We start from the raw sequence: 23344 nt of genomic DNA on the forward strand, positions 1-23344 counted from the left end.
GCATCATGTCACAAACGATCAAATTTTTCCTCAATGGTCAAAAACAGCAGGCGTCGGTCCGGCCGGATATGACGGTGCTCGGCTGGCTGCGCAGCGCGCCGCGCCTGACGGGAACCAAGGAAGGCTGCGCCGAGGGCGACTGCGGTGCCTGCTCGGTGCTGATCGGCGATCCCGCGGGTGATTCGGTGCATTATCACGCCGCCAACAGCTGCATTCTCGCCATGGGCCAGATCGACGGGCGGGCGCTCGTCACCGTCGAGGGGCTGAAGACCGGCGATCTGCATCCTGTACAGGCGGCAATGGCAGAAAACGGTTCGTCGCAGTGCGGCTTCTGCACGCCGGGCATCGTCATTTCTCTGGCCGGTCTTGCCGCCAGCACGGCACATCCCGATGACCACGAAATCCACGATGCGCTGGCTGGCAATCTCTGCCGCTGCACCGGCTACCGCCCTATCGTTGAAGCGGCGCGCAAGGTGACAGGCGCAGCGATACCGGGCCCCGAAGTGACGGCCTTTGCCAGGATGGAGCCGCAAAAGGCGATAACGGCCGGTGGTTCGACGTTCCATCAGCCGCAAACGCTGGCGGAGCTTCTGCAACTGCGCAAGGACAGACCGGATGCTCTGCTGCTCGGCGGCGGCACCGATCTCGGCGTGGCGCTGGCCGATTACCATGCGGACTGGGACGAGGTGATCTCGCTGGCGCATGTGCGGGAAATGCGGGCCATCGGCGAGACGGGCAATCACCTGAGTTTCGGTGCTGCCGTGACCTGGGAAGAGGTATTGGCGCGCGCCGCCGGTTCCTATCCGTCCTTTGCCACGCTTATTCGGCGTTTCGGCTCAACCCAGATCCGGTCCATGGGAACCATTGGCGGCAATATCGGCACCGCAAGCCCGATCGGCGATGGCCCGCCTGCCTTGATCGCGCTGGGCGCCGACGTGGAATTGGCCTCGCTCAACGGCCGCCGGTTCATGGCTCTGGAGGATTTCTTCCTCGATTACCGCAAGACGGAACTGCGCGCCGATGAGGTGATCGCATCGGTCTCCATCCCCAAGCCGAAGCCGGGGCAGGATTTTCGCGTCTACAAGATTTCCAAACGCTATGATCAGGATATCTCGACGGTCTGCGCCGCCTTTTGCATCACCCGCGAGGATGGCCAGGTGCGCAGCGCGCGCATTGCCTTTGGCGGCATGGCGGCAACGCCGCGCCGGGCGCAGGCGGCAGAGCAGGCGCTGGTCGGCACGCAGTTCGATGCAAAGGCGGTCGAAGCTTGCGCCGCAGCAATCACCGCTGCTTTCAAACCGCTCAGCGACTGGCGCGGCAGCGCGGATTACCGTCTGCAGGTGGCGGCCAATCTGGCCGAACGGTTCTGGCGGGATGTCTCCGGCGAGACCGTGGAGGTGATGGCACTGTGACCGATAACTCTCCCCACATCGTCCAGCGCAGCATCGTCGGCAAGGGTATTGCCCATGATTCCGCCGCACGCCACGTGGCGGGCGAGGCGAACTACATCGACGACATGCCCGAACTGCCGGGCACGCTGCACGCGGCCTTCGTGCTCTCGCCGGTCGCACACGGACGGCTCAGATCCATCGATCCGGCTCAGGCGCTGGCGATGGAGGGCGTGGCCGGTGTCTGGTGGGCCAGGGATGTGCCCGGCCACAATGAGGTCGGGCCGATTTTGAATGGCGAAACGCTGTTCGCCGAGGACATCGTCGATCATGAAGGGCGGGTCATCGCCGTCGTTGCCGCCCGCGATTTCGAAACGGCCTATCGCGCCGCAAAGAAGGTCAAGGTCGACATCGAACCGCTGGAGCCGGTGCTGGATATCGAGGAAGCCCACCGGCGCGGGAGCTATGTCCTGCCGCCGCAGGAAGTCATCGACGGCGATGCCGCGAAAGCGATTGCCGGTGCGCCGCATATCCTGTCCGGTACGCTGCATATGGGCGGGCAGGATCACTTTTATCTGGAAACCCAGATTGCCTATGCCATTCCCGGTGAAAACGGTGAGATGCTGGTGCACTCCTCGACCCAGCATCCAACGGAGGTGCAACACCATGTGGCGCTGATCCTCGGCCTGCATGCCAATGCAGTGGAATGCCAGGTGCGGCGCATGGGCGGCGGTTTCGGCGGCAAGGAAAGCCAGGCGACGATCATCGCCGGGGCGGCGGCACTGGTGGCTGCCAAGACCGGCAAGCCGTGCAAGCTGCGGCTGAAACGCCGCGATGACATGGCGGGAACCGGCAAACGGCACGATTATGTGGCCAACTGGAAAGTCGGTGTCGATTCCCGCGGCCGCATTCGCGGGCTGGATGTGGAATATCTCGCCCGCGCCGGAAACCTGCCCGACCTCACCGGCCCTGTCATCACCCGCACGCTGACGCACACGGACAATGCCTACCATATTCCCCATGCCCGGTTCATCGGCCATGCCTGCAAGACCAATACGGTTTCCAACACCGCCTTCCGGGGGTTCGGCGGGCCGCAGGGCATCCTGACCATCGAGAACATCATCGATACCATCGCGCGGGAATTGCAGCTCGATCCCAACACTGTCCGCGCCATCAACTATTACGGCGATGAAACCGGCGCGGTGACGCCCTATGGCCAGCCGGTGGAAGACAACCGGTTGATCGAGGTGACCGAAGCGGTGCTGGCCTCGGCCGACTGGCGCCTGCGGCGTGCCGAGATCGACGCGCACAATGCCGCCAATCCGGTCATCCGCCGGGGGCTGGCGATGATGCCGGTCAAGTTCGGTATTTCCTTCAACCTGACATCGCTCAACCAGGCCGGTGCGCTGGTGCATGTCTATCTCGATGGCTCGATTTTCCTCAACCATGGCGGCACGGAAATGGGGCAGGGCCTGTTCGTCAAGGTGGCGCAGGTCGTGGCGGAAGTCTTCCAGGTCGAACTCGACATGGTGCGCATCTCCTCCACCGCGACAGGCAAGGTGCCGAACACCAGTGCCACGGCCGCATCCACCGGCTCCGATCTCAACGGCATGGCGGCCTTCAAGGCGGCCACGGCGATCAAGGCGCGCATGACCGCCGTTGCCGCCGAACATTTCGGCGTGCAGGAAGCGGCCATCGTCTACCGTGAAGGCCGCGTCCACGCCGACAATGAATCCATATCCTTCGGCGAACTGGCCAAGATGGCCTGGCTCAAGCGGGTGCAGCTGTCGGAAGCCGGGCATTACGCCACGCCGAAAATCCATTGGGACGGCAAGACGATGAAGGGTAGGCCCTTCTTCTATTTCACCTATGGCGCGGCGGTGACGGAAGTGGCCGTCGATACGCTGACCGGCGAGACCCGTTGCCTGCGCGCCGATATCCTGCAGGATGTCGGCTCGCCGCTGAACCCGGCGATTGATCTTGGCCAGATCGAGGGCGCCTTTGTCCAGGGCATGGGATGGCTGACCTGCGAGGAACTCTGGTGGGACAAGACGGGCAGGTTGCGCACCGTCGGGCCCTCCACCTACAAGATTCCCGGATCGCGCGATGTTCCGCCGGAATTCAATGTACGCATTCTCGACAACGCGCCCAACCGCGAGGAAACGGTGTTTCGTTCCAAGGCCATCGGCGAGCCGCCGCTGATGCTCGGGGTCTCGGTCTGGCTGGCTATTCGTGATGCCATTGCCTCGCTGGCGCAGAGTGCTGTCGCGCCCCGGCTCGACGCGCCCGCGACGCCGGAAAACGTGCTGCGTGCGGTGAACGCCCTCAAACAACGCTTGAAGAAAGATCGCGATGACTCTCGATGAACTGAACGATGCCGCGCCCGAGACCTTCGTCAAGGCGCTGGGCGGCATCTTCGAGCATTCACCCTGGGTTGCGGAGGCGGTGGTGCCGCTGCGGCCCTTCGCCAGTGTCGAACTGCTGCATGCGGCCATGACGGGCGCCGTCGACAAGGCCGGGCAGGTGGCGCAGCTTGGCCTCATCCGTGCCCACCCGGACCTTGCGGGCAAGGCCGCCCGCCAGGGCAGCCTGACGGCACACTCGACCAGCGAACAGAAGAGTGCCGGGCTCGACCGGCTGACGGATGCCGAATTCGATGAATTTCACCAGTTGAACGACGGTTACCAGCGGCGGTTCGGCTTTCCTTTCATTCTCGCGGTGCGCGGTCACGACAAGCATTCCATCCTGGCGGCATTCAGGACGCGGTTGCAGAACAATGCCGGCGAAGAGGTGGCCGAAGCCCTGCGCCAGATTGCGTTGATCGCGCGGTTCCGGCTCGACGATCTGATAGTTTGAGAGGTCATCCATGGGAAAACTGTCCACACATGTGCTGGATACGGCGGCAGGGTGCCCGGCCGCAGGTATGAGGCTGACGCTCCACCGGATCGATGCGGATGAAACACGGCATGTGCTGAAGAAAGCGGTCACCAATGCCGATGGCCGTACCGATGGCTTGTTGCTGTCGCCGGATGAAATGGCGGCCGGGCGCTACGAACTCAGTTTTTTTGTCGAGGCATATTTTCGGGCAAAGGGCATTGAGTTAGCGCAACCCGCCTTTCTCGACGTGGTGCCCATCCGCTTTGCCATTGCGGATGTGGCGGCGAATTACCACGTGCCGCTCCTGGTGACGCCATGGTCCTACTCGACCTATCGTGGCAGCTGAGGAAAGTTTTGCAGTGCAGTGCCGTGGGCAGCGCTCATCCGTAAATCCCGATCACGGTATATCGCCTGCGCTCTTCGGCTTTAAATATGAGCAGATTGCTGGATGATACCGGTGAAACCATGGGACAGGAGAGGGTTACATCCCCGCCCGCGCTGTTGCCCAGCAACACCCCATCCTGCGGAAAGGCCCCGCCAAGCTGCTTTTGCATGAGCGGCGAAAGATCGAGAGCGATGGTCTGGTTTGCCGGATCGGACGTCTGGATCGCATCGCCCGCGGCCCATGACCGGATATGGGCGGGATTGCTGACCTGCAGCTGTTCGGCTGCGGTGTCCCATTTCACCCAGGCGGACTGCGCCGGCGATTTCGCGGTGTTCCAGATGCGGATCATCGCGGAACCGCGCATGCTGGAGGCGAAGATGCCCGCCGCCGCCTTGCCTTTCAGCGACAGAAGGTCGGCGGAGACGGAGGCACAGACGGCACTACCCGTAGCGGGTTCGAGAACGGCGGTACCGCCGCCATCGGGTAGAAAAATCAGGCCGGACAGTTTTTTGCCTGTCCTCGGCTGGACGATGCCGCCGGGAAACTGCACGGCGCCGGAGCTGCTGTCGGCAAGCATGATATCCCGCCAATCCTTGCCGTCGATGCTGGCCTTGATGGAAAAATTCCGGTTCCAGATCGTGCCGATCTCGACGCGGCCCTGATAATCCGACTGGAAAAGAATGGATGCGAGCTGCTGATCGCCCGCCTTGTTGATTTTCAGCTGATGTCCGCTGCCCGCATGGTCGAACAGCGAGGCGGGGCTTTTCACGCACAGGCGGTTCGTATCATCCGCCTGCGCGTGGATGCCGACGCGGTCGACGGGATTTGTTGCCGGGCGGCAATCGGTCCATTGCCCCTGGCTGAAAACGGCAAGGCTGGTCTCGGCGATGATCCACGCGTGCCACCCGTCCCGCGGCTCGGCCGGCGGCTCCGTCAGCGTTCTGCTGACCACGCATAGCTGCACCAGGGCATCCAGTGCCCGGATGGCCTCGTTATGGGTAACGTGTTTCTGTGCCTGCGACGGTGCGATGTAGGGGAGCTGAAGATTGGGTGTCTGGTCCATGGGGCGTTGTTCCATCATTGGGAAAAGGCCAAGGATAAACGCTGCCAGTCTGTGTTGGATAAAGTGGCTGAAAGGACAACGGCCGATTGACCGCCAGACGATGATTGCATTTATGTAACCCTATGTTACTGGTCTTGAAACTATTGGGGAATCTAAGGATGGGCATCTTCATCTCACAAATGCCTCAAATTGGACTTTAAGAAAAATCGCAGTTTCTCATGTCACCCAGGCATACCGTAAGCACCGAGGATCAATGAAATTGGAAAATTTTCGGCAACGCATCGCCATGATGCCGCGTCGTTATAAGCAGGTGCTCCTTGTCAGCTTCGACATGGTGGTGCTGACATTTGCGGCCTGGTTCAGCTATGTGCTGCGGTTCAACACCCTGTTTATGCCCAATACCGAGCAGGCGATGCTGATGATCGCCGCCCCTCTGATCGCATCGCCGGTGTTTATCCGCTTTGGGCTTTACCGGGCGGTTATTCGATATCTGCCTGACAAAGCCATCTGGACCATGATGCAGGCGGTGAGCTTTTCAGTCATCATCTGGGTGGTCGTTGCGTTTCTGACCCAGATGACCGGTGCGGAAGGCGTGCCGCGCGCTGTCCCCTTTCTCTACTGGGTCCTCGCCGTTGTCCTGATTTGCGGCAGCCGCTTTGCCGCCAAATGGCTGCTGTGGAGCCCGATCCGCGAAAAGCTGCTGGCCCGGCAGTGCCTGATATTCGGCGCTGGCGATGCGGGGCGGCAACTGGCCAATGCGCTGCGCAGCCAGAATGAGGTTTTCGTCGCCGGTTTCATCGATGACGACGCCACGCTGCATGGCATGGACATCCTCGGCATCCGCGTCTATCCGACCGCGCAGATCGAAGAGCTGATCGATAATTTCGGCATCAACGAAATGATCGTGACCACCTCGTCGCTGAGCGGCAATCAGCGCCGTTTGCTGATGGGCAAGCTCAAGTCGCTCAATGTCAAGGTGCGCATCCTGCCGGCGATTTCCGACCTGACCGCCGGAAAATACATTGTCAGCCATCTGCGCGATATCGATATCGACGATCTTCTGGGGCGCTCGCCGGTGCCTGCCGACCCCGACCTTCTCGACAAGACGGTGGAAAACCGCGTCATTCTGGTGACCGGCGCCGGCGGTTCCATCGGTTCGGAACTCTGCCGGACGATCGTCAAGCTGGCTCCGGCCAAACTCGTGCTGTTCGATGTGAATGAGCACAGCATCTACCAGCTTCACCGCGAACTCGCCGGTATCAGCGATTGCGTGCTGGTGCCTGTTCTTGGCTCGATCAGCGATGGATCGCTGCTCAAGGTGGTGCTCGAACAGCACAAGGTCGAGAACGTCTACCATTGCGCCGCCTACAAGCACGTGCCGCTGGTCGAGGAAAACGTTGTCGAAGGCGCGCGCAACAATGTCATCGGCACCAGCGTTCTGGCTGCTGTGGCGCGCGAGGCGGGTGTGCGCAATTTCGTTCTCATCTCGTCTGATAAGGCGGTGCGTCCATCCAATGTCATGGGCGCAACCAAGCGTTGGGCCGAGTTGATCGTCCGCTACCACGGCGATGTGGCGAAGACGCACGGCACCGGCCAGATCTTCACCTGCGTCCGCTTCGGCAATGTCATCGGTTCCAGCGGTTCGGTCGTTCCGCTGTTCCGTGAGCAGATCGCCCATGGGGGTCCGCTGACGGTCACCCATGACGAGATGACCCGCTATTTCATGTCCGTCCGCGAGGCGGCGGAACTGATCATTCAGGCTGGCGCATTGTCGGAGGGCGGCGACATTCTGCTTCTGGAAATGGGGGACGCCGTGCGTATCCGTGACCTCGCCGAAAACATGATCCTCCTGGCGGGACTGTCGGTGAAAGACGCCAAAAACCCCCATGGCGATATCGAGGTCATCACGATCGGCATCCGCGACGGCGAAAAGCTGCATGAGGAACTCTTCTACGATCCAACAGGCGTTTCGGCGACGAGCCATTCGAAGATTCTGCGCGCCAGGCGGCGGGTGGCGCCGGTCGATCATCTGCCTGCAGCGGTCGACGAGCTGCGCAGGCTGATCGCGGAACAGAATCCCGACGCCGTGCGCGCTCTGCTTTTCGAGAAGGCCGTCAGTTAACGCAGGACCTCAATCTTGGCCAGATTCCCGTGCAGAAACACCTGCACTGGTTTCACCGAAACAGACACAGAGCGGGATAGCGGTTGTTGAAAAGGGCTCCATCATCGGGAACGGTTGCCGTTCTCCTGGAAACCTTCAATGGTGCCGCATTTCTCGATGCGCAATTGGCCTCCATCGCCGCGCAAACCTATCCCGATATCGATCTGTGGATATCGGATGACGGGTCGACGGACGGCAGCCGGACGATCCTGCAGCAATGGGCGCGGCGCTGGACCAAGGGCCGGATGACGCTGTTGCACGGTGCGGGCGAAGGGCGAAGCGAAAATTTGCGCTCCCTGATCACCAATCCCGCCATTCAGGCGGACTATTATGCCTTTGCCGATCAGGACGATATCTGGGAGCCGGAAAAGCTTGCCGCCTCCATCCGCTGGATCGAGCACAATGCCTTTGCCGTGCCGTCCGTCTTCTGCTCCCGGACGCTTACCATCGCCGAAAATGGCGCCATCCTTGGTTCGTCGCCGCTTTATGCACGCCCGGCGGAATTCCGCAATGCGCTGGTCCAGAATATCGCCGCTGGCTGCACGATGCTTTTCAACCGCAAGGCGCACGATCTTCTCGCGGCGTCGTGCCGGACAACGCAATTTTCCAGCCATGACTGGTGGTTGTATCTGATTGTCTCCGGCGCCGGTGGTGTGGTGCATTTTGACCCGCAGCCGCTGGTGCGTGACCGCCAGGCCCGTCAGGGTGCGGGATGGCAGGGGCAACTGGCTGCCTTGCGCGCCCGCTTTGCCGTCCGGTTCGCCGATCGGGCCGATCTCAACATTCAGGGGCTGGTGCGCAACCGGGATCTGCTGACGGCCGAAGCGCAGGCGACCTGCGATCTCTACTGGAAGGTGCGATCGGACAATGTCATCCGGCGCATTCTGGCGCTGTATCAGTCGGGCGTTTACCGGCAGACCCTTCTGGGCCAGATCGGGCTTTATCTCGCTGCCATCTTCCGCAGGCTCTGATCAGGCCACTGTCCGTCTGCGGAAGCGCAGGAGCACGGCACAGACGCAAACAACCGCTGCCAGAATGCCGGCAAGCCGGAGCGCAATGCTGGTGGAGCTCGCTGCCAGAGCGCAAATGCCCAGAATGACATTCAGCCCGGCCACCGTGAGCACAACCTGCCAGACGCTCCATCCCGCACGTTTGGCAATCTGATAGGCGTGCTTGGAATGGGCGGCGAAAATATTGTCGCCCTCGAGCAGGCGCTTGATCAGCGTCGTCGTCGCATCGGCAATGAAAAACAGCGGCAGGATCAGCCCGGTGGCAATGCGCATGTCGCGCGCGGCCATGAAAAAGGCAAGGCCGCAGAGCAGGCCAAGCGGCAGGCTGCCGGAATCGCCGAGAAAAACCGTGGCCTTGGGGCGATTGAACAGGGCAAAACCCGCCAGTCCTCCCGCTATGGCTGCCGCGATGCTGCCGCAGGCCATGCCCGCCAGGCCAAAGGCCGCGAACCCCGCGAGAAAGGCAAGCGGAATGCCCATGCCGGACACGACCATCAGGTCGAGGCCGTCCATGAAATTGGTCAGGTTGATGAAATAGACCAGCGCCAGAACAAGCAGGCCCCGTTCAAGCAGGACCGGAAAAAAATCCGGCAGCAGGCGAAAATCCGGGCCCAGGCCATAGACGCAAAGGCAGGCTGCGGTCAGCTGCGCGATGATCCGGATGCTTTCCGGCAGGTGATGCCGGTCGTCGAGCATCCCCGTGATCCAGAGGATCAGCGCGCCGATGGTCGCGGTGACGAGAAAACGCTGGTCGAGACCTGCCTGGGCGGCGAACAGCCAGAGAAGCACCAGGGTGACCGGCACGATGGCAAGGCCGCCAAGCTGGCGCGCAGGCTGGGTGTGGTTGGAGCGCTCATTGATGCCGGCGGCCAGGAAATGGCTGGGCAGCAACCGGATGAGACCGGCCAGCAGGAGCATGGTGCCGATGGTGGCGGCAAGGACGAGGGTCAGGATGAGGGGCAAGAGATGTCGTCCTCAATTTGCGTGTCAGTCGATTGTTCACACCCTTGTCATGAAAATAATGCCGAAACAATTGTGAAAGAGCGACAAACTGGGCAATCATTCACGTTGCGCAAGCCGGAACCAGAGGTTATAAGGCCGCGCTGTCCTGCGGTTGAATGCACCCGCATCGGCATTTTGGGGCGTAGCCAAGTGGTAAGGCAGCGGTTTTTGGTACCGCCATTCCCTGGTTCGAATCCAGGCGCCCCAGCCATGTCACAGCAATATCCAAGCCATTGAATATATTTACATAAGCGGAATCAGTCCCGTTCGGCTGCGCCGTTCCCCGGCAACACCGACTGTGCAATCCGCAACCCGGAATCAATGGTCGGTTCCCAGCCTGTTGATTCCAGCAGGGCGGCGCTTGCCACGAGATTGCCGTTGAGGGTTTGCCAGCGCTGCTGCTGGCCGGTCAGGATAGCGGCGAGGTGCAGGAGACCGGCGGGAATGCTGACCAGTCCGGCATCGCGGCCCAGGCCCTGCCGGATCGCCGTCACGATTGCCGCCGCTGTCATGGGTTTCCGGTCCGCGACGATGTAAATGCCGCCATCCGTATTCGTGCTGTGCAGGCTGTGCAGGATGGCGCGGCACAGCGCCGAGCGGTCAAGCACCGAACGCTGTCCCGTCAGTGATTGCAGCGGCAGGGGTATCTTGCGGGCCGCCAGCCTGATCAGGGCCGCCATGTTGCCCTTCACGCCGGGACCGTACACGAGGACGGGACGCAGGATGGTAAAGTTGCGCCTTGGCATGGTCCCGGCAATTTCCGCCTCGGCGGCAAGTTTGGCCCGGCCGTAATCATCGCTTGGCCGGGGTGGCGACAGCTCGGTGACCAGACCCTCCTGCGTGGCGCCCGCTTGCGCCCGGATTGACGAGAGGAACACCAGTTTTCCACCGATCGCCTGATCCGCAGCCCTGGCGAGTTTGGCGGCAAGGACACAGTTCACATCGTGGTAGAGCTGTGCCGCCTCCGGCAGCCGCGTGTGAGCGATGGCGGCCAGATGCACCACATGATCGAAACCGGCGAGCAGTCGCGCGAAATCCTCGTCAGGTGCGGCTGGCGAAGGGAGAGGGATCGTTTCAATCGGGAGGGTCGCCGGGCTTGCCAGCGAGCGCGAGGCACCCGTCACCTGATAACCGGCGGCCATGAGGTAAGGCACAAGCTCCTGTCCGATGAAGCCGGAAGCGCCCGTGACGAGGACCTTGCCCTTGACCATTATGTGAAACCCCATTTCTGAACGCCATTCATACCAAGAGGTATCGCCGGGGATCAATGCACCAAACCATATTCATGCCGGGGGCGCTCGAATTCCCGCCGCAGCTGACGAAAATTACGTGACAATTCAATATCCCGGTAAACATTTGTTCAATCTCGGTTGAGTCGTATTGACAAGTCCCGCATGATCCGAAATGTTAAATGAAACGTTTCATGAAGCATGAATCGCAGGGAGAAGCACATTTGCGCCGGTTTGGGAGAACCTTGGGCGCAGATTGATCTGACAGCTTTTGGCATCACGCTGCGGCACCCGTCGGGGGGGCAGGCCGGGTTTGGTGTGCATGGTCGGGCCAAAGCATTTTTCCGCGGCATGAGAAGGATTTCAGGGCGGGCGCTTCGCGCACGGCCGGGATAATGCAAGACAAAACCAAGGGAGGATAAACCTGTGAAAAAACTGCTCGCTTCACTCGCCATCGTCGCGGCGCTTGCCACGCCGGCCATGGCTGACAGCGCCATCGATACATCCAAGGTCAAGAAGGAATACGTCACTTCCGCCAGCGGCAAGACCTATTCGATTGCCACGGTCGTCAAGGTCGATGGCATCGCCTGGTTCGACCGCATGCGCACCGGCGTTGAACAGTTCAAGTCGGAGACCGGCGCGGATGCGTGGATGGTCGGCCCGAGCCAGGCGGATGCCGCCGCGCAGGTGCAGATCGTGGAAAACCTGATCGCGCAGGGCGTCGATGCCATCTGCATCGTGCCGTTCTCGGTCGAAGCGGTTGAGCCGGTTCTCAAGAAGGCGCGCGATCGCGGCATCGTCGTCATCGCGCATGAAGCCTCCAACATCGTCAATGTCGACTACGAGCTTGAAGCCTTCGACAACAAGGCCTACGGCGCAAAGCTGATGGAAGTTCTGGCTAAGGACATGGGCGGCAAGGGCAAGTATCTTGCCACCGTCGGCAGCCTGACCTCGAAGTCGCAGATGGACTGGATCGACGGTGCCATCGAATACCAGAAGAAGAATTTTCCCGAGATGTCGCTGGCGACGGAACGTCTGGAAACCTATGACGATGCCAATCAGGACTATACCAAGCTGAAGGAAGCCATGACTACCTATCCGGACGTCAAAGGCATCCTGGGCGCGCCCATGCCGACATCCGCCGGTGCCGGCCGCCTGATCGCCGAAGGCGGCCTGAAGGGCAAGGTCTTCTTTGCCGGTACGGGTCTGGTTTCGGTTGCGGGCCAATACCTCAAGAATGGCGACATCCAGTACATCCAGTTCTGGGACCCGGCCGTTGCCGGTTACGCCATGAACGAACTGGCCGTCATGGCGCTGGAAAAGAAGAACGGCGAGATCAAGGCCGGTCTTGATCTGGGTCTGCCCGGTTACAACAGCCTGCTTGTGCCCGATGCATCCAAGCCGAACCTGCTCTATGGTGCAGGCTGGGTCGGCGTAACCTCGGCCAACATGGGCGATTACAACTTCTGATCGCTATTGTTTGATGGCGGCGGGCGTCCGTATGGACGCCCGCCGCCTCAACACTGTGTCGGCACCGGAGAGAGCATGAGCGAACACCTTCTGGAACTGAAAAATATCGGCAAGCGCTTCGGCGGCCTCGTGGCGCTGGATGCTGTCTCGCTCGCGATCAAGCCGGGTGAAATCCACTGTCTTGCCGGAGAGAACGGTTCCGGCAAATCGACGATCATCAAGATCATGGCCGGCGTCTACCAGCCGTCCGATGGTGAAATCCTGATCGATGGCAAGCCGGTCTCCGGCATGACGCCCGCCCAGTCGGTGCAGCATGGCATTCAGGTCATCTATCAGGATTTTTCCCTGTTCGGAAATCTGACCGTTGCCGAAAATCTGGCGCTGAATACGCTGCTGCTGGAGGGCAAGCGCACCGTGAACTGGCGCCGTGTGCGTGAACTTGCCGAAAAGGCGCTCGCCCGGCTTGGCGTGACGATGGATCTCGACGCCGATGTCGAGACGCTGCCGACATCGGGCAAGCAGATCGTGGCGATTGCCCGTGCCGTCATGGCCGATGCGCGCCTGATCATCATGGACGAGCCGACGACGGCGCTGACCCGGCATGAGGTCGACGCGCTGTTCCGCATTGTGCGCGATATCCAGGCGCAGGGCATCGCCGTGCTGTTCGTCAGCCACAAGATGCGCGAAATGCTGGAGATCAGCGAAAGGCTGACGGTCCTGCGCAACGGCAAGAAGGTCGCCGAAGGCCCGATCGGCGATTTCGACGAGCCTGCAATCACCCGCGCCATGACCGGGCATGACCTTACCGATCAGGTCTATCGCTGGCAGCCGACAAAGGGCGATACGCTGCCGCGCCTCGACGTGCGCAATCTCAGCATTGCCGGCAGCCTCGATGATATCAATCTGACATTGCATGCGGGCGAGATTGTCGGCCTGTCCGGGCTCATCGGCTCCGGCCGCACGGAACTGGCTCTGGCCCTGTTCGGCATGCATCCGAAATTCACAGGGACCGTGAAGGTCGACGGCACCGGCGTGCATCCCAGGACGGTGCAGGAAGCCATTGCCAGCGGCCTGGCCTATGTGCCGGAAGACCGGCTGACCGAAGGCCTGTTCCTGACCCAGTCGATCGAGCGCAACATGCTGGCGACATCCATCGACAATTTTGTCCGCGGCCTGTTCATCGACCGCAGCAAGACGGCGAAGGCAACCACCTCGATGTTCGGCGCCATGCAGATCGCGGCGCCCGGACCCTATACACCCGTCAACCATCTTTCCGGCGGCAACCAGCAGCGCGTGGTGCTGGCGCGCTGGCTGTTGACGGGTGCGCGGGTGCTCATCCTCAACGGCCCGACCGTCGGTGTCGATGTCGGCTCCAAGGCGCAGATCCATCGCAAGATCCGCGAACTTGCCACCCAGGATGGCCTTGCCGTGTTGATGATATCGGACGATGTGCCCGAACTGGTGCAGAACTGCAACCGCGTCATCATCATGCATCGCGGCCGTTTCGTCGATGAAATCGGCCCTGATGTTTTGGATGAAGACACTCTAAACGACCGCCTGAAGGCCTTGAAATGACTCTGTTTCGCCGATCCGAATTCATCATCGCCTGCATCCTCTTTGCCGCCATGATCATCATTGGTCTGATCAACCCGGCCTTCTGGTCGCTGGATAACCTGTTCGGGCTCCTGCGCAGCAACGTCATCATCGGCATCATGGCGCTCGGTGTGCTTGTGGTGATGATCTCGGGCGGCATCGACGTGTCGTTCACCGCCTTTGCCGCCGCCGCCATGTACCTGACCATCAAGCTGATGATCTATATCGGCTATGAGGGCGTGTTTCTGCCCTTCGTCGCGGCGACGCTCATTGGCCTGTTTCTCGGCGCGTTCAATGCGTTTTTCATCCACACATTCCGGATGATCCCGTTGATCGTGACATTGGGCACCGGCAGTGTCGTGCGCGGATTGCTGCTTGGCCTTGTCGGCACCAGTGTCATCAACATCGACAAGATGCCCCAGCAGCTGATCGCGTTTGCCAAGACCGACCTTGTCAGCCTGACCTCGGCCACCGGCACCAATTTCGGCCTGACGGCGATGATCCTGATCTATCTCGGCCTTGCCCTCGCAACCCATCTTTTCCTGCGCCACACCATGGCGGGCCGCAGCATTTTTGCGCTGGGCGGCGCGCCGGAAGCGGCGAGCCGTGTCGGTTTCAACACCCGCCGCACGCTGTTCTTCGTCTATTGCTTTGCCGGGGCGCTTGCCGGCTTTGCCGGTCTCCTGCACGGCTCGATGATCTGGCTTGCCAATCCGCGTGATTTCGCCGGGCTCGAGCTTGATGTCATCGCCGCTGTGGTGCTTGGCGGCGCCTCGATCTTCGGCGGGCGCGGCAGCGTCATCGGCACGCTGCTCGGGGTGTTCATGCTTGTCATGGTCAAGAACAGCCTGATCATCATGAAGGTCGACACCACGTGGCAGCGTGTCGTCGTCGGGCTGATCATTATCGTTGCGACAGCGCTGACCGCCTGGCGCGACCGCAAGAAACTGGTGTGAGAGCAGGGAACGTCATCATGCAAAACAGCTCATTCGCCAAGCGCATTCTCGGACAGGACCGCAACATCCTGCAACTGCTCGTCATCACCGTGCTCGTCTTCGCGCTGATGTCCTATCTCAACCCGGACAAGTTCCTGCGCTACTACAATTTCGAGTCCATCACCTACATCATGCCGGAACTCGGCATCCTCGCCATTGCCATGATGATCGCCATGCTGACCGGCGGCATTGACCTTTCGGTGGTGGGTATCGCCAATCTCGCCGGTATCCTTGCCGGTGTGTTCTTCCATTCGGTGATCGTCGGTACCAGCCAGTCCACCGGCATGGTGCTGCTGTATACCGGCATCGGCGTCCTGATGGCGCTCGCCATCGGCCTGCTCGCCGGAGTGCTCAACGGCTTCCTCATCTCGAAACTGCGCATCACGCCGATCCTGGCGACGCTGGGCACCGGGCAGATCTTTACCGGCCTTGCCGTGGTCCTCACCGGCGGCCCGGCGATTGTCGGTTTCCCGGATGCCTGGAACTTTATCGGCAACGGCAAGATTCTGGGCATCGCCACGCCGTTCATCCTGTTTGTCATCGTTGCGGGTGCTGTCGCTGTCCTGCTGACGCGCACCACCCTCGGCGTCAACCTGATGCTGATCGGCACCAATCCGCGCGCCGCCATCTTTGCCGGTCTGCGCAAGGACCGGATGATTTTCTACTCCTACATGATGACCGGCCTGCTCGCCGCCATTGCCGGGATCATCCTGTCGGGCCGGACCAACGCGGCCAAGTCCGATTATGGCGCATCCTATCTCCTGCAGGCCATCCTGATCGCCGTGCTGGGCGGTACCAATCCGGCTGGTGGTAAGGGCAGGGTGCTCGGGGTTTCCATTGCCCTGATCGCGCTGATGCTGCTGTCGTCCGGCTTCCAGATCCTGCGTTTTTCCAACCATCTGATCGACTTCATCTGGGGTGGTTTCCTGCTGCTGGTCATCGCGCTCAACGCCTTCAGGAACAGTGACAGGTAGGGCATGTTTCTTTCGCGAAATCATTGATATAGAGCAATTTCAAACACTACGGATAAGGCAAGGAATACACATATGGCTCGTCGCATTGCAGTCGTCGGCAGCAACATGACCGATCTCGTCACGTCGATCATCCGCATGCCGGCGCCCGGCGAAACCCTGGAAGCACCGGCATTTGCCATGGGGTTCGGCGGCAAGGGTGCCAATCAGGCCGTGGCGGCCGCCCGGCTCGGCGCCGAGGTGATGATGGTGACCAAGGTGGGCGATGACGTGTTCGGCCAGAGCACCATCGACAATCTGAGGAACAACGGCATCGACATCAGCCATGTCGGCATGGTGGCCGGGCAGTCCAGCGGCGTCGCGCCGATTTTCGTCGACGAAACAGGCGAGAATTCGATCCTGATCATCAAGGGCGCCAACAATGATCTCAAGCCCGCTGATATCGATGCGGCGGCCGAAGACCTGAAGCAATGCGATCTGATCCTGATGCAGCTGGAAGTGCCGCTGGAGACAGTCTATTACACCGCTGTCTTCGCCGAGAAACACGGTATCGAGACCATTCTCAATCCTGCTCCCGCCGCGCCCGGCCTGGATGCTGCAAAGGTTGCCAAAGTCACCTTCGTGGTGCCGAACGAGAGCGAGCTGGCGCTTCTGACCGGCATGCCCACCGACACGGATGAGCAGATCGAACAGGCCGCCCATGCGCTGATCACCCGGGGCATCCGCACCGTGATCGTTACGCTCGGCTCGCGCGGCGCGCGGCTGATCACGGCGGACAAGTCGACCATGATCGAACCGGTCAAGGTCAAGCCGAAGGACACGACCGGCGCCGGCGATGCCTTCATTGGCAGCTTTGCCCGCTTCTATGTCGAGACCAGGGAGCTGGAAGCGTCGCTGCAGAAGGCGGCGCTTTATGCGGCGGATTCGATCACGCGTCCGGGCACGCAGAAATCCTATGCGACGACGGCAGAGTTCGAAGCCTTCGTCGCTGCCACCAGGGCATAAGGCCAATACCTGCAAGAATGAGGAAACAACCGTGCTGAAAAATCTCGATCCGCTGCTGAATGCCGATGTCCTCTATGCGCTGAAGTCCATGGGGCACGGCGATCGCCTGGTCATTTGCGATACGAATTTCCCCGGCGATTCCATCGCCCGGCAGACCCGCCTCGGCCGCCTGCTGCGGATCGATAATGTGAGCGCGCCGCGCGCCGCCAGGGCCGTACTGTCGGTCATGCCGCTCGATACCTTCATCGACGATGCTGCCGCGCGCATGGAAATCGTCGGCAGCCCTGACGAGATACCGGATGTGCAGAAGGAAATGCAGGCGGAAATCGATACCGCCGAGGGCAAGCACTGGCCGATGGTGTCCATCGACCGCATGGCCTTCTATGAGCATGCCAAGAACGCCTATTGCGTCATCGCCACGGGCGAGCGGCGCTTCTATGGCTGTTTTATCCTCACCAAGGGCGTGATTGCGCCTGATGCAGTCTGATGCAATCTAGCGCGGCGGCGCCGTCGAACCGCGCACCACCAGCGTTGCCTCGAGATAGTCATCCTGCAAAGGCCCGTTGTCGGTACCCGTGATGGCGGCAAACGCCCGCGCGGCGATCTGTTCGACGGGCTGGCTGATGGTGGTCAGGCGCGGCGTCACCAGATTGGCCAGCGGAATATCGTCGAACCCGATGATCGACACGTCGTCCGGCACCTTGAGGTCGAGATCGCTGGCGGCACGCAGAAGACCGATGGCCTGCTGGTCGCTGGCCGTGGCAATGGCGGTCGGGCGCTCATGCGGCGGACGGTCGAGCAGGAAGCGCCCGAGCGTTTCGCCCGACGCATAGTCGAAATGGCCCTCGACCGGCTCGCAGCGCGCGCCCGTCGTGCCAAGCAGGTTGAGGAAACCGGCGCGCCGTTCGCGCGAAACCGGCGCATCGGCGGAACCGGCGATATAGGCAATGCGCTCATGGCCAAGCGCCACGAGATGTGCGGCGGCAAGGCCCGCGCCCCGGTAGTGGTTGACGGATATGAGCGGGAGGCCGGCAAAACGCCGGTCAACGGCGACCGTCGCCACGTCGCTGCTCCAGCCCTTCGAGGCGCCGAACTGCGTCGGCACGACGATGAGGCCGGTGGGATAGCTCTTGAGCAGGCTGTTGATCTGCGCCAGTTCGATCTTCGGATCGTCATTGGTGATCGACAGGAGCACGGAGAAACCGGCCTGCGAGGCAATCGCCTCCACATGCTTGGCCAGTTCGGCAAAGAACGGGTTGGTGATATCGGGAATGACGAGGCCGATCATGTCGGTGCGGCTGCGGCGCAGGCCGCGTGCGACGCCGTTCGGGCGGAAATTCAGCTCGCGGATGGTGGCTTCCACCAGTTCACGCAGTTCCTTACCGACGGTCTCGTTCTTCGCCAACACGCGTGAAACCGTGCCGACGGAAACATTGGCCCGTGCTGCTACATCCTTGATGTTGACCATCTTCCCATGCCTGACCTGTTGCGGGTGCCGTGTGAAGCCGGCAACGCCATATATCCCCTATGCTTTCGTCAATCTTTCACGATATTTGTCAAGGATTACTGCAAGGATAATCACAAATCCGGTGATCATCTGGCGCATGAAATCGCTGAGGCCGAGCAGGATGAGGCCATTGGCGAGCACGCCGATGATGCAGGCGCCAAGCAGTGTGCCGACAATGCTGCCGCGCCCGCCGCTGAGGCTGGTGCCGCCAATGATGACGGCGGCGATGGCATTGAGCTCAAAACCGATGCCGATGATCGGGCTGGCGATGTTCAGGCGGGCCATGTAGATGATCGCGCCGATACCGACGAGCACGCCGCAGATGGTGAATGCCGCCACCTTGTAGAAGAACACGTTGTGGCCGGCGAGGCGGGCCGCTTCCTCATTGTTGCCGATGCCGTAGAGCACGCGGCCGAACACGGTCTTGGTCAGCACGAACCAGCCGATTGCCACCAGCACCAGCGCAATCAGGAACAGGAGCGGAATGCCGTAGAAGGTCTGCGAGCCGAAGGCATTGAAGGCGGCCGGGAAGGAATAGATGGTCGATGCATTGGTGACCTGCAGCGCCGCGCCGCGGGCAATGTTGAGCGTTCCCAGCGTGACGATGAAGGAGGGGATCGCCCACCAGGCGCTGATCAGGCCGTTGAGGAGGCCGAAGCCGATACCGGCCACGATGGCGCTGATGGTGGCAAGAAACACCGCGACTGCAGGGTCGAGCCCCGGCAGGGTCATCACCGTGCCCGCCACCACGGCGCAGAAGGACAGGACGGAGCCGACCGAAAGATCGATGCCGCCAATGAGGATGACGAAGGTCATGCCGATGGAAAGCACAAGGTTGATCGTCACCTGCGTCAGGATATTGGTGACATTGCTGGAGGACAGGAAGTGCGGTGTGAAGGAAAACACGATGATCAGCGCAATGAGCGCGATGCCGATGCCCGCTTCGCGCAGCACGGTCTTGGTCGTGGTGGCGATGGTTTTGCTGCCCGCCTGTGCCGTGGTCAAATCAGTGGTGTCCATGGTTGCGTTCGTCCTTGTAGGCAAAGTTCAGGATGCGCTCTTCGGAAAAGTCCGCGCGTGCCACTTCTCCGGCAATGCGGTGTTTCGACATGACGAGAATGCGGTCGCTGAGGGTGATGAGCTCGGGCAGTTCCGAGGAGACGATAAGCAGCGCCAGCCCCTTTTCCGAAAGGCCGCGCAGCAGCGCATAGATTTCGGCCTTGGCGCCCACATCGACGCCGCGGGTCGGTTCATCGAGCAGCAGGATTTTCGGGTTGTTCGCCAGCCATTTGGCCAGGACGACCTTTTGCTGGTTTCCACCGGAGAGCGTGGAGACCGCATCGGCGGTGTCGCCATATTTCAGCCTGATCTCGTCGCCGAGCGCGCGCGTCAGCCGGGTTTCCTCGCGCTTGTCGAGAAGGCCGAGCCGCGAAACCTTGCGCAGGCTCGCCAGCGTGACATTGGCCGCAATTGCCATGCCGAGGATCAGGCCCTCTTCCTTGCGGTCTTCCGTGACGAAGCCGATGCCGTCACGAATGGCCTGCTTGGGATTGCGGTAGCGGCGCGGCTGGCCGTCGCGTTCAATCGTGCCGGAGAGAGGCAGGTCGGCGGCGAAGATCGAGCGCAGCAGTTCGGTGCGGCCGGAGCCGACCAGCCCGGCGATCCCGAGGATTTCACCGTAATGCAGGTCGAACGAAACGCCTTCCGCGTGCGGCGAAGCGGGATGGCGCAGGTTGCGCAGCGAAAGCGCTGTGCGGCCGCCCGTGTCGAGATCGCGCGCGGTGGCCATGGCGGCGGCAAGCTGGCGCCCGACCATGTTGGTGACCAGCTGATCGGTTGTCGTTCCCGCAATATCCGCCGTCATGACGGATTCGCCGTTGCGCAGGACGGTGACCCGGTCACAGATCGAGAACACCTCGTTGAGGTGGTGCGAGACAAACACGACAGCGACGCCTTTGGCCTTCAGGGCGGCGATGATCTGGAACAGCCGTTCGGTTTCGCGCGCGGTCAGTGTTGCGGTCGGCTCGTCGAGAATGAGAATGCGGCTTTCGCCCATCAGCGCCCGGGCGATTTCCACCAGCTGGCGGTGCGCCACGCCGAGGGATTCCACCGGACGGCGCACATCGACGTCCCCCAGACCGATGGCATCGAGCGCCTTGCGGGCTTTTGCGTAGAGCGTGGGATAATCAACCATGCCGAACGCCTTGCGCGGCATGTCCTCAAAGCAGATGTTTTCGGCTACGGAGAGGTAGGGCAGCAGATTGAATTCCTGGTGCACCACCTGAATGCCTGCCTTCTTGGCATCGCCCGGCGTGTGCGGATCATAGGTCTCGCCGCCCAGCGTGATCGACCCGGCATCCCGCTGGATGATCCCGCACAGGATTTTGATCAGCGTCGATTTGCCCGCGCCATTTTCGCCGACGAGCGCATGCACTTCGCCGGGGCGCAGCGAAAAGCTGACGCCGTTGAGGGCGACAACGCCGCCAAAGCGCTTCTTGACGCCGGAGAGTTCAATCACCGGCGCAGCACCGGCCGGTGCCGGAGCGGCCGCGCCTGCCATGTCAGGGTTTTCCATGATCATCGACCCGGTTGGCGGCTGTGCCGGAGCAGGCACAGCCGCGGTTCTACCCCGTGTTACTTCACGTCGTCCGATGTCACGAGCTTGATATCGGTCTTGACCCAGCCTTCGAGCGGCTTGCCGCCAGCCACCACACCAAGCGCCTTGTCGATGGCGTTGGCGGCCATCAGCTGGCCGAACTGGTCGACCGTGGCAAGCAGCTTCTTTTCCTTCAGCAGCGGCTGGACCGCCGGGATGTTGTCAAAGCCGACAACTTCGATCTTGCCTGTTTTACCAGCCGCTTCGATGGCCTTGACGACGCCGAGAACCATGGAGTCATTGGCCGCCATCACGCCCTGGATATCCGGATGGGCGGTCAGCATATTGGAGAATACGGTGTTGGCTTCTTCGGTTTCCCAATGGGCGGTGCGCGAGTCGAGCAGATCGAGCTTGCCCGCAGTGACGGAGTCCATGAAGCCGAGCTTGCGCTGGGCCGCATTGTCGGCACCCGGATTGCCTTCGATGATGACGACCTTGGCGCCCGCACCCAGTTTCTTGGCCAGCGCATCACCGGCCATCTTGGCGCCTTCGCGGTTATCGGGGCCGACAAAGGCGAGCTTCAGGCCTGCCTCCTGCTTGGCCTTGTCATCCAGCGCCACGTCGAAATTGACGACGGTGATACCGGCATCCACGGCACGCTTGATCGGCGGCACGAGCGCACGGGAATCGGAGGGGGCAACAACGATGGCATCGACCTTCTGGGTGATGAAGCTCTCGATGGCATTGATCTGCGTCTCGACATCGGTCTCGGACTGCATGCCGACGGCCTTCAGCGTGTAGTCGCCGCGCTTGGCCTCGTGGGCCTTTGCACCCTCAAGCATGTTCTTGAAGAATTCGTTGGCGAGGGACTTCATCACGAGCCCGACGACAGGTTTATCGGCGGCATAGCTGGCAGCCGGCATGGCGAGCGTGCCGGCCAGGACGCTGGCGGCGATAAGACGTGCGAATTTCATTGTATTCCTCCCAGAATGACAAAAGACGTTCAACGGTTTGCCACGTCCTCCAACATGGCGATGAAACGTTTCATTGCGCGGGCGCAATAGCCTCGTCCCAGCGCAATAGGAGCCCGAAGATGAGCGGGATGTCAATATGAAACGTTTCATTCGAGAGATAGGCAGACGCGGGCGAACGGAACGCTGACTAACGAAGCTTACAGATAATCCGCGACGCGGTTGGCAGCCCAGTGGTAAAAACTGCCGGGAACAAGCGGCTGGTTGGTCGGGTCTTTCTTGTGGACGTGGAAGCCGATGAAATCCGGATGGTCGAGCGGTTCGAGGCCATAGGCCGGGTCAAAGATGCGCAGGGCATCGCGGGCCGTCCAGTAATAGAAGTTTTCCTTCGGCGCGGCATCCTTGAAGAAACCGTAACGCTTGGCCATGCGCGAAATGCCGTCATTGGCGAAGGCGGTGATGCCGATGGTGGCGGGCGTTACCTTTTGTCCGGTCATCCGGAACCATGCCGGGCGCATGACGCGGCGGCGGAAGCCCAGCCATGGCGGAACCACGACCGTTCCTTCCATATAGGTATCGAACTCGCCGATGACGGGGTTGTCCGGCGGCAGATACATCGCCGATACACCGAGGCGGAAGTGGTTCTCCCGGGCGAGGTAAGGCTTGTCGGTCGCCGGATGAAACTGTTTCATCAGGTACATGTCGGTATCAAGCCAAAGGCCCTGCTGTTTCTTCATCAGCGTGACGCGAAACAGGTCGCTGAACTGCGATACGACGTGACCGGGGTTCTCGATATCGGGAAAATCCGGGTCGATGCGCCGAAGATATTTTTTGTCCAGTATCGGCGCCGCATCGCAAATCTCGATGCCCTTGGGAAGGTTTGCAATCTCGTCGAACGCGTAGAGCTTCACCCGCTGTCCGGTCATCACCATCGATGCCAGACAGACCCGGTCCACCTCCCGAAGGCGCGGGCCATACCAGAAGGTGCAAATATCCATGAACTATTCCAGCGGAAAAAAGTGTTAAAGTGCCAGTCCATCTATGAGAGTTGCTGATCCTGGTCAATCGCATTGTTAGACTAAAGTCGTAGATGGTTGGCCGCATTTCAACGGCATAAATGG

The 23344-nt window shown here is 61.2% G+C and carries 20 protein-coding genes and 1 tRNA gene; 13 read left to right on the forward strand and 8 right to left on the reverse strand.

Annotated features, from left to right (window positions below; translation table 11 throughout):
* Positions 1-5: 5 nt before the first annotated feature.
* Genes xdhA through uraH form a run of 4 tightly spaced genes read left to right on the forward strand, consistent with a single transcriptional unit; the run spans position 6 to position 4611 of the window.
* On the forward strand, positions 6-1412 hold the full coding sequence (gene xdhA / locus C5750_RS22835) for a xanthine dehydrogenase small subunit (RefSeq protein WP_105737353.1): 1407 nt from the start codon (positions 6-8) through the stop codon (positions 1410-1412).
* Positions 1409-3754: a xanthine dehydrogenase molybdopterin binding subunit gene (gene xdhB / locus C5750_RS22840; RefSeq protein ID WP_105737093.1), complete on the forward strand. Its 2346-nt coding sequence runs from the start codon at positions 1409-1411 to the stop codon at positions 3752-3754. Before xdhA ends, xdhB begins: the two co-directional genes overlap by 4 nt.
* On the forward strand, positions 3741-4244 hold the full coding sequence (gene uraD, locus C5750_RS22845; protein WP_105737095.1) for a 2-oxo-4-hydroxy-4-carboxy-5-ureidoimidazoline decarboxylase: 504 nt from the start codon (positions 3741-3743) through the stop codon (positions 4242-4244). Before xdhB ends, uraD begins: the two co-directional genes overlap by 14 nt.
* Before the next feature lie 10 nt (positions 4245-4254).
* The gene (uraH, locus tag C5750_RS22850) at positions 4255-4611 is read left to right on the forward strand and encodes a hydroxyisourate hydrolase (protein ID WP_105737097.1); all 357 of its coding nucleotides are present in this window, start codon (positions 4255-4257) and stop codon (positions 4609-4611) included.
* Positions 4612-4645: 34 nt separating this feature from the next.
* On the opposite strand, the gene C5750_RS22855 is transcribed toward uraH, so the two are convergent.
* A complete protein-coding gene (locus C5750_RS22855; protein WP_158531298.1) occupies positions 4646-5713 on the reverse strand; it encodes a DUF2793 domain-containing protein in 1068 nt (355 codons plus the stop codon).
* Positions 5714-5966: 253 nt separating this feature from the next.
* Between C5750_RS22855 and C5750_RS22860 the strand changes: the two genes are divergently transcribed.
* Both C5750_RS22860 and C5750_RS22865 read left to right on the forward strand, forming a co-directional pair.
* Entirely contained in the window at positions 5967-7835 is a 1869-nt protein-coding gene (locus tag C5750_RS22860) for a nucleoside-diphosphate sugar epimerase/dehydratase (protein WP_105737101.1), read from the forward strand.
* An 86-nt stretch (positions 7836-7921) separates the two neighbouring features.
* A complete protein-coding gene (locus C5750_RS22865; RefSeq protein WP_105737103.1) occupies positions 7922-8845 on the forward strand; it encodes a glycosyltransferase in 924 nt (307 codons plus the stop codon).
* Here the strand turns inward: C5750_RS22865 and C5750_RS22870 are convergent, their stop codons facing one another.
* On the reverse strand, positions 8846-9802 hold the full coding sequence (locus C5750_RS22870) for an MraY family glycosyltransferase (RefSeq protein ID WP_425350514.1): 957 nt from the start codon (positions 9800-9802) through the stop codon (positions 8846-8848).
* Between the two features lie 220 nt (positions 9803-10022).
* Between C5750_RS22870 and C5750_RS22875 the strand changes: the two genes are divergently transcribed.
* Positions 10023-10097 (forward strand) — tRNA-Gln (locus tag C5750_RS22875).
* Positions 10098-10143: 46 nt separating this feature from the next.
* Here the strand turns inward: C5750_RS22875 and C5750_RS22880 are convergent.
* Entirely contained in the window at positions 10144-11112 is a 969-nt protein-coding gene (locus tag C5750_RS22880) for an NAD-dependent epimerase/dehydratase family protein (protein WP_105737107.1), read from the reverse strand.
* A gap of 429 nt (positions 11113-11541) precedes the next feature.
* Between C5750_RS22880 and C5750_RS22885 the strand changes: the two genes are divergently transcribed.
* The 6 genes from C5750_RS22885 (at position 11542) to C5750_RS22910 (ending at position 17636) form a co-directional block, all read left to right on the forward strand.
* A complete protein-coding gene (locus C5750_RS22885) occupies positions 11542-12585 on the forward strand; it encodes an autoinducer 2 ABC transporter substrate-binding protein (RefSeq protein WP_105737109.1) in 1044 nt (347 codons plus the stop codon).
* Positions 12586-12660: 75 nt separating this feature from the next.
* Positions 12661-14160 carry a sugar ABC transporter ATP-binding protein gene (locus C5750_RS22890; RefSeq protein ID WP_105737111.1) on the forward strand — a complete coding sequence of 500 codons (1500 nt, stop codon included), beginning with the start codon at positions 12661-12663 and terminating at the stop codon, positions 14158-14160.
* Complete coding sequence (locus tag C5750_RS22895) at positions 14157-15134, forward strand: ABC transporter permease (RefSeq protein ID WP_105737113.1); 978 nt, start codon at positions 14157-14159, stop codon at positions 15132-15134. Before C5750_RS22890 ends, C5750_RS22895 begins: the two co-directional genes overlap by 4 nt.
* Positions 15135-15151: 17 nt before the next feature.
* Positions 15152-16147, forward strand: coding sequence for an ABC transporter permease (locus C5750_RS22900; RefSeq protein WP_105737115.1), 996 nt, complete (start codon positions 15152-15154; stop codon positions 16145-16147).
* Between the two features lie 72 nt (positions 16148-16219).
* Complete coding sequence (gene rbsK / locus C5750_RS22905) at positions 16220-17149, forward strand: ribokinase (protein WP_105737117.1); 930 nt, start codon at positions 16220-16222, stop codon at positions 17147-17149.
* 31 nt (positions 17150-17180) lie between these two features.
* Complete coding sequence (locus C5750_RS22910) at positions 17181-17636, forward strand: RbsD/FucU family protein (protein ID WP_105737119.1); 456 nt, start codon at positions 17181-17183, stop codon at positions 17634-17636.
* 6 nt (positions 17637-17642) lie between these two features.
* Here the strand turns inward: C5750_RS22910 and C5750_RS22915 are convergent, their stop codons facing one another.
* The 5 genes from C5750_RS22915 to C5750_RS22935 form a co-directional block, all read right to left on the reverse strand.
* The gene (locus tag C5750_RS22915) at positions 17643-18617 is read right to left on the reverse strand and encodes a LacI family DNA-binding transcriptional regulator (protein WP_105737121.1); all 975 of its coding nucleotides are present in this window, start codon (positions 18615-18617) and stop codon (positions 17643-17645) included.
* Positions 18618-18674: 57 nt separating this feature from the next.
* Complete coding sequence (locus C5750_RS22920; RefSeq protein WP_105737123.1) at positions 18675-19676, reverse strand: ABC transporter permease; 1002 nt, start codon at positions 19674-19676, stop codon at positions 18675-18677.
* Positions 19663-21231 (reverse strand): sugar ABC transporter ATP-binding protein, encoded by a 1569-nt coding sequence (locus C5750_RS22925; RefSeq protein WP_105737355.1) that lies wholly within the window; start codon positions 21229-21231, stop codon positions 19663-19665. The genes C5750_RS22920 and C5750_RS22925 overlap by 14 nt, the downstream gene beginning before the upstream one ends.
* Positions 21232-21290: 59 nt before the next feature.
* Complete coding sequence (locus C5750_RS22930) at positions 21291-22226, reverse strand: sugar ABC transporter substrate-binding protein (RefSeq protein WP_105737125.1); 936 nt, start codon at positions 22224-22226, stop codon at positions 21291-21293.
* A gap of 197 nt (positions 22227-22423) precedes the next feature.
* Positions 22424-23221 (reverse strand): glycosyltransferase family 32 protein, encoded by a 798-nt coding sequence (locus tag C5750_RS22935; protein WP_105737127.1) that lies wholly within the window; start codon positions 23219-23221, stop codon positions 22424-22426.
* Between the last annotated feature and the right edge of the window lie 123 nt (positions 23222-23344).

It is taken from the genome of Phyllobacterium myrsinacearum, from assembly GCF_002980555.1.
In the GTDB taxonomy this organism is placed as follows: Bacteria; Pseudomonadota; Alphaproteobacteria; order Rhizobiales; family Rhizobiaceae; genus Phyllobacterium; species Phyllobacterium myrsinacearum.

What these genes read in the sequence shown, in the direction of transcription:
- xdhA (WP_105737353.1), top strand. Translation starts at nt 6, where the DNA reads ATGTCACAAACGATCAAATTTTTCCTCAATGGTCAAAAACAGCAGGCG.
- uraD (WP_105737095.1), top strand. Translation starts at nt 3,741, where the DNA reads ATGACTCTCGATGAACTGAACGATGCCGCGCCCGAGACCTTCGTCAAG.
- uraH (WP_105737097.1), top strand. Translation starts at nt 4,255, where the DNA reads ATGGGAAAACTGTCCACACATGTGCTGGATACGGCGGCAGGGTGCCCG.
- C5750_RS22855 (WP_158531298.1), bottom strand. Translation starts at nt 5,713, where the DNA reads ATGGACCAGACACCCAATCTTCAGCTCCCCTACATCGCACCGTCGCAG.
- C5750_RS22860 (WP_105737101.1), top strand. Translation starts at nt 5,967, where the DNA reads ATGAAATTGGAAAATTTTCGGCAACGCATCGCCATGATGCCGCGTCGT.
- C5750_RS22870 (WP_425350514.1), bottom strand. Translation starts at nt 9,802, where the DNA reads ATGCTCCTGCTGGCCGGTCTCATCCGGTTGCTGCCCAGCCATTTCCTG.
- C5750_RS22880 (WP_105737107.1), bottom strand. Translation starts at nt 11,112, where the DNA reads ATGGGGTTTCACATAATGGTCAAGGGCAAGGTCCTCGTCACGGGCGCT.
- C5750_RS22890 (WP_105737111.1), top strand. Translation starts at nt 12,661, where the DNA reads ATGAGCGAACACCTTCTGGAACTGAAAAATATCGGCAAGCGCTTCGGC.
- C5750_RS22895 (WP_105737113.1), top strand. Translation starts at nt 14,157, where the DNA reads ATGACTCTGTTTCGCCGATCCGAATTCATCATCGCCTGCATCCTCTTT.
- C5750_RS22900 (WP_105737115.1), top strand. Translation starts at nt 15,152, where the DNA reads ATGCAAAACAGCTCATTCGCCAAGCGCATTCTCGGACAGGACCGCAAC.
- rbsK (WP_105737117.1), top strand. Translation starts at nt 16,220, where the DNA reads ATGGCTCGTCGCATTGCAGTCGTCGGCAGCAACATGACCGATCTCGTC.
- C5750_RS22915 (WP_105737121.1), bottom strand. Translation starts at nt 18,617, where the DNA reads ATGGTCAACATCAAGGATGTAGCAGCACGGGCCAATGTTTCCGTCGGC.
- C5750_RS22920 (WP_105737123.1), bottom strand. Translation starts at nt 19,676, where the DNA reads ATGGACACCACTGATTTGACCACGGCACAGGCGGGCAGCAAAACCATC.
- C5750_RS22925 (WP_105737355.1), bottom strand. Translation starts at nt 21,231, where the DNA reads ATGGAAAACCCTGACATGGCAGGCGCGGCCGCTCCGGCACCGGCCGGT.
- C5750_RS22930 (WP_105737125.1), bottom strand. Translation starts at nt 22,226, where the DNA reads ATGAAATTCGCACGTCTTATCGCCGCCAGCGTCCTGGCCGGCACGCTC.
- C5750_RS22935 (WP_105737127.1), bottom strand. Translation starts at nt 23,221, where the DNA reads ATGGATATTTGCACCTTCTGGTATGGCCCGCGCCTTCGGGAGGTGGAC.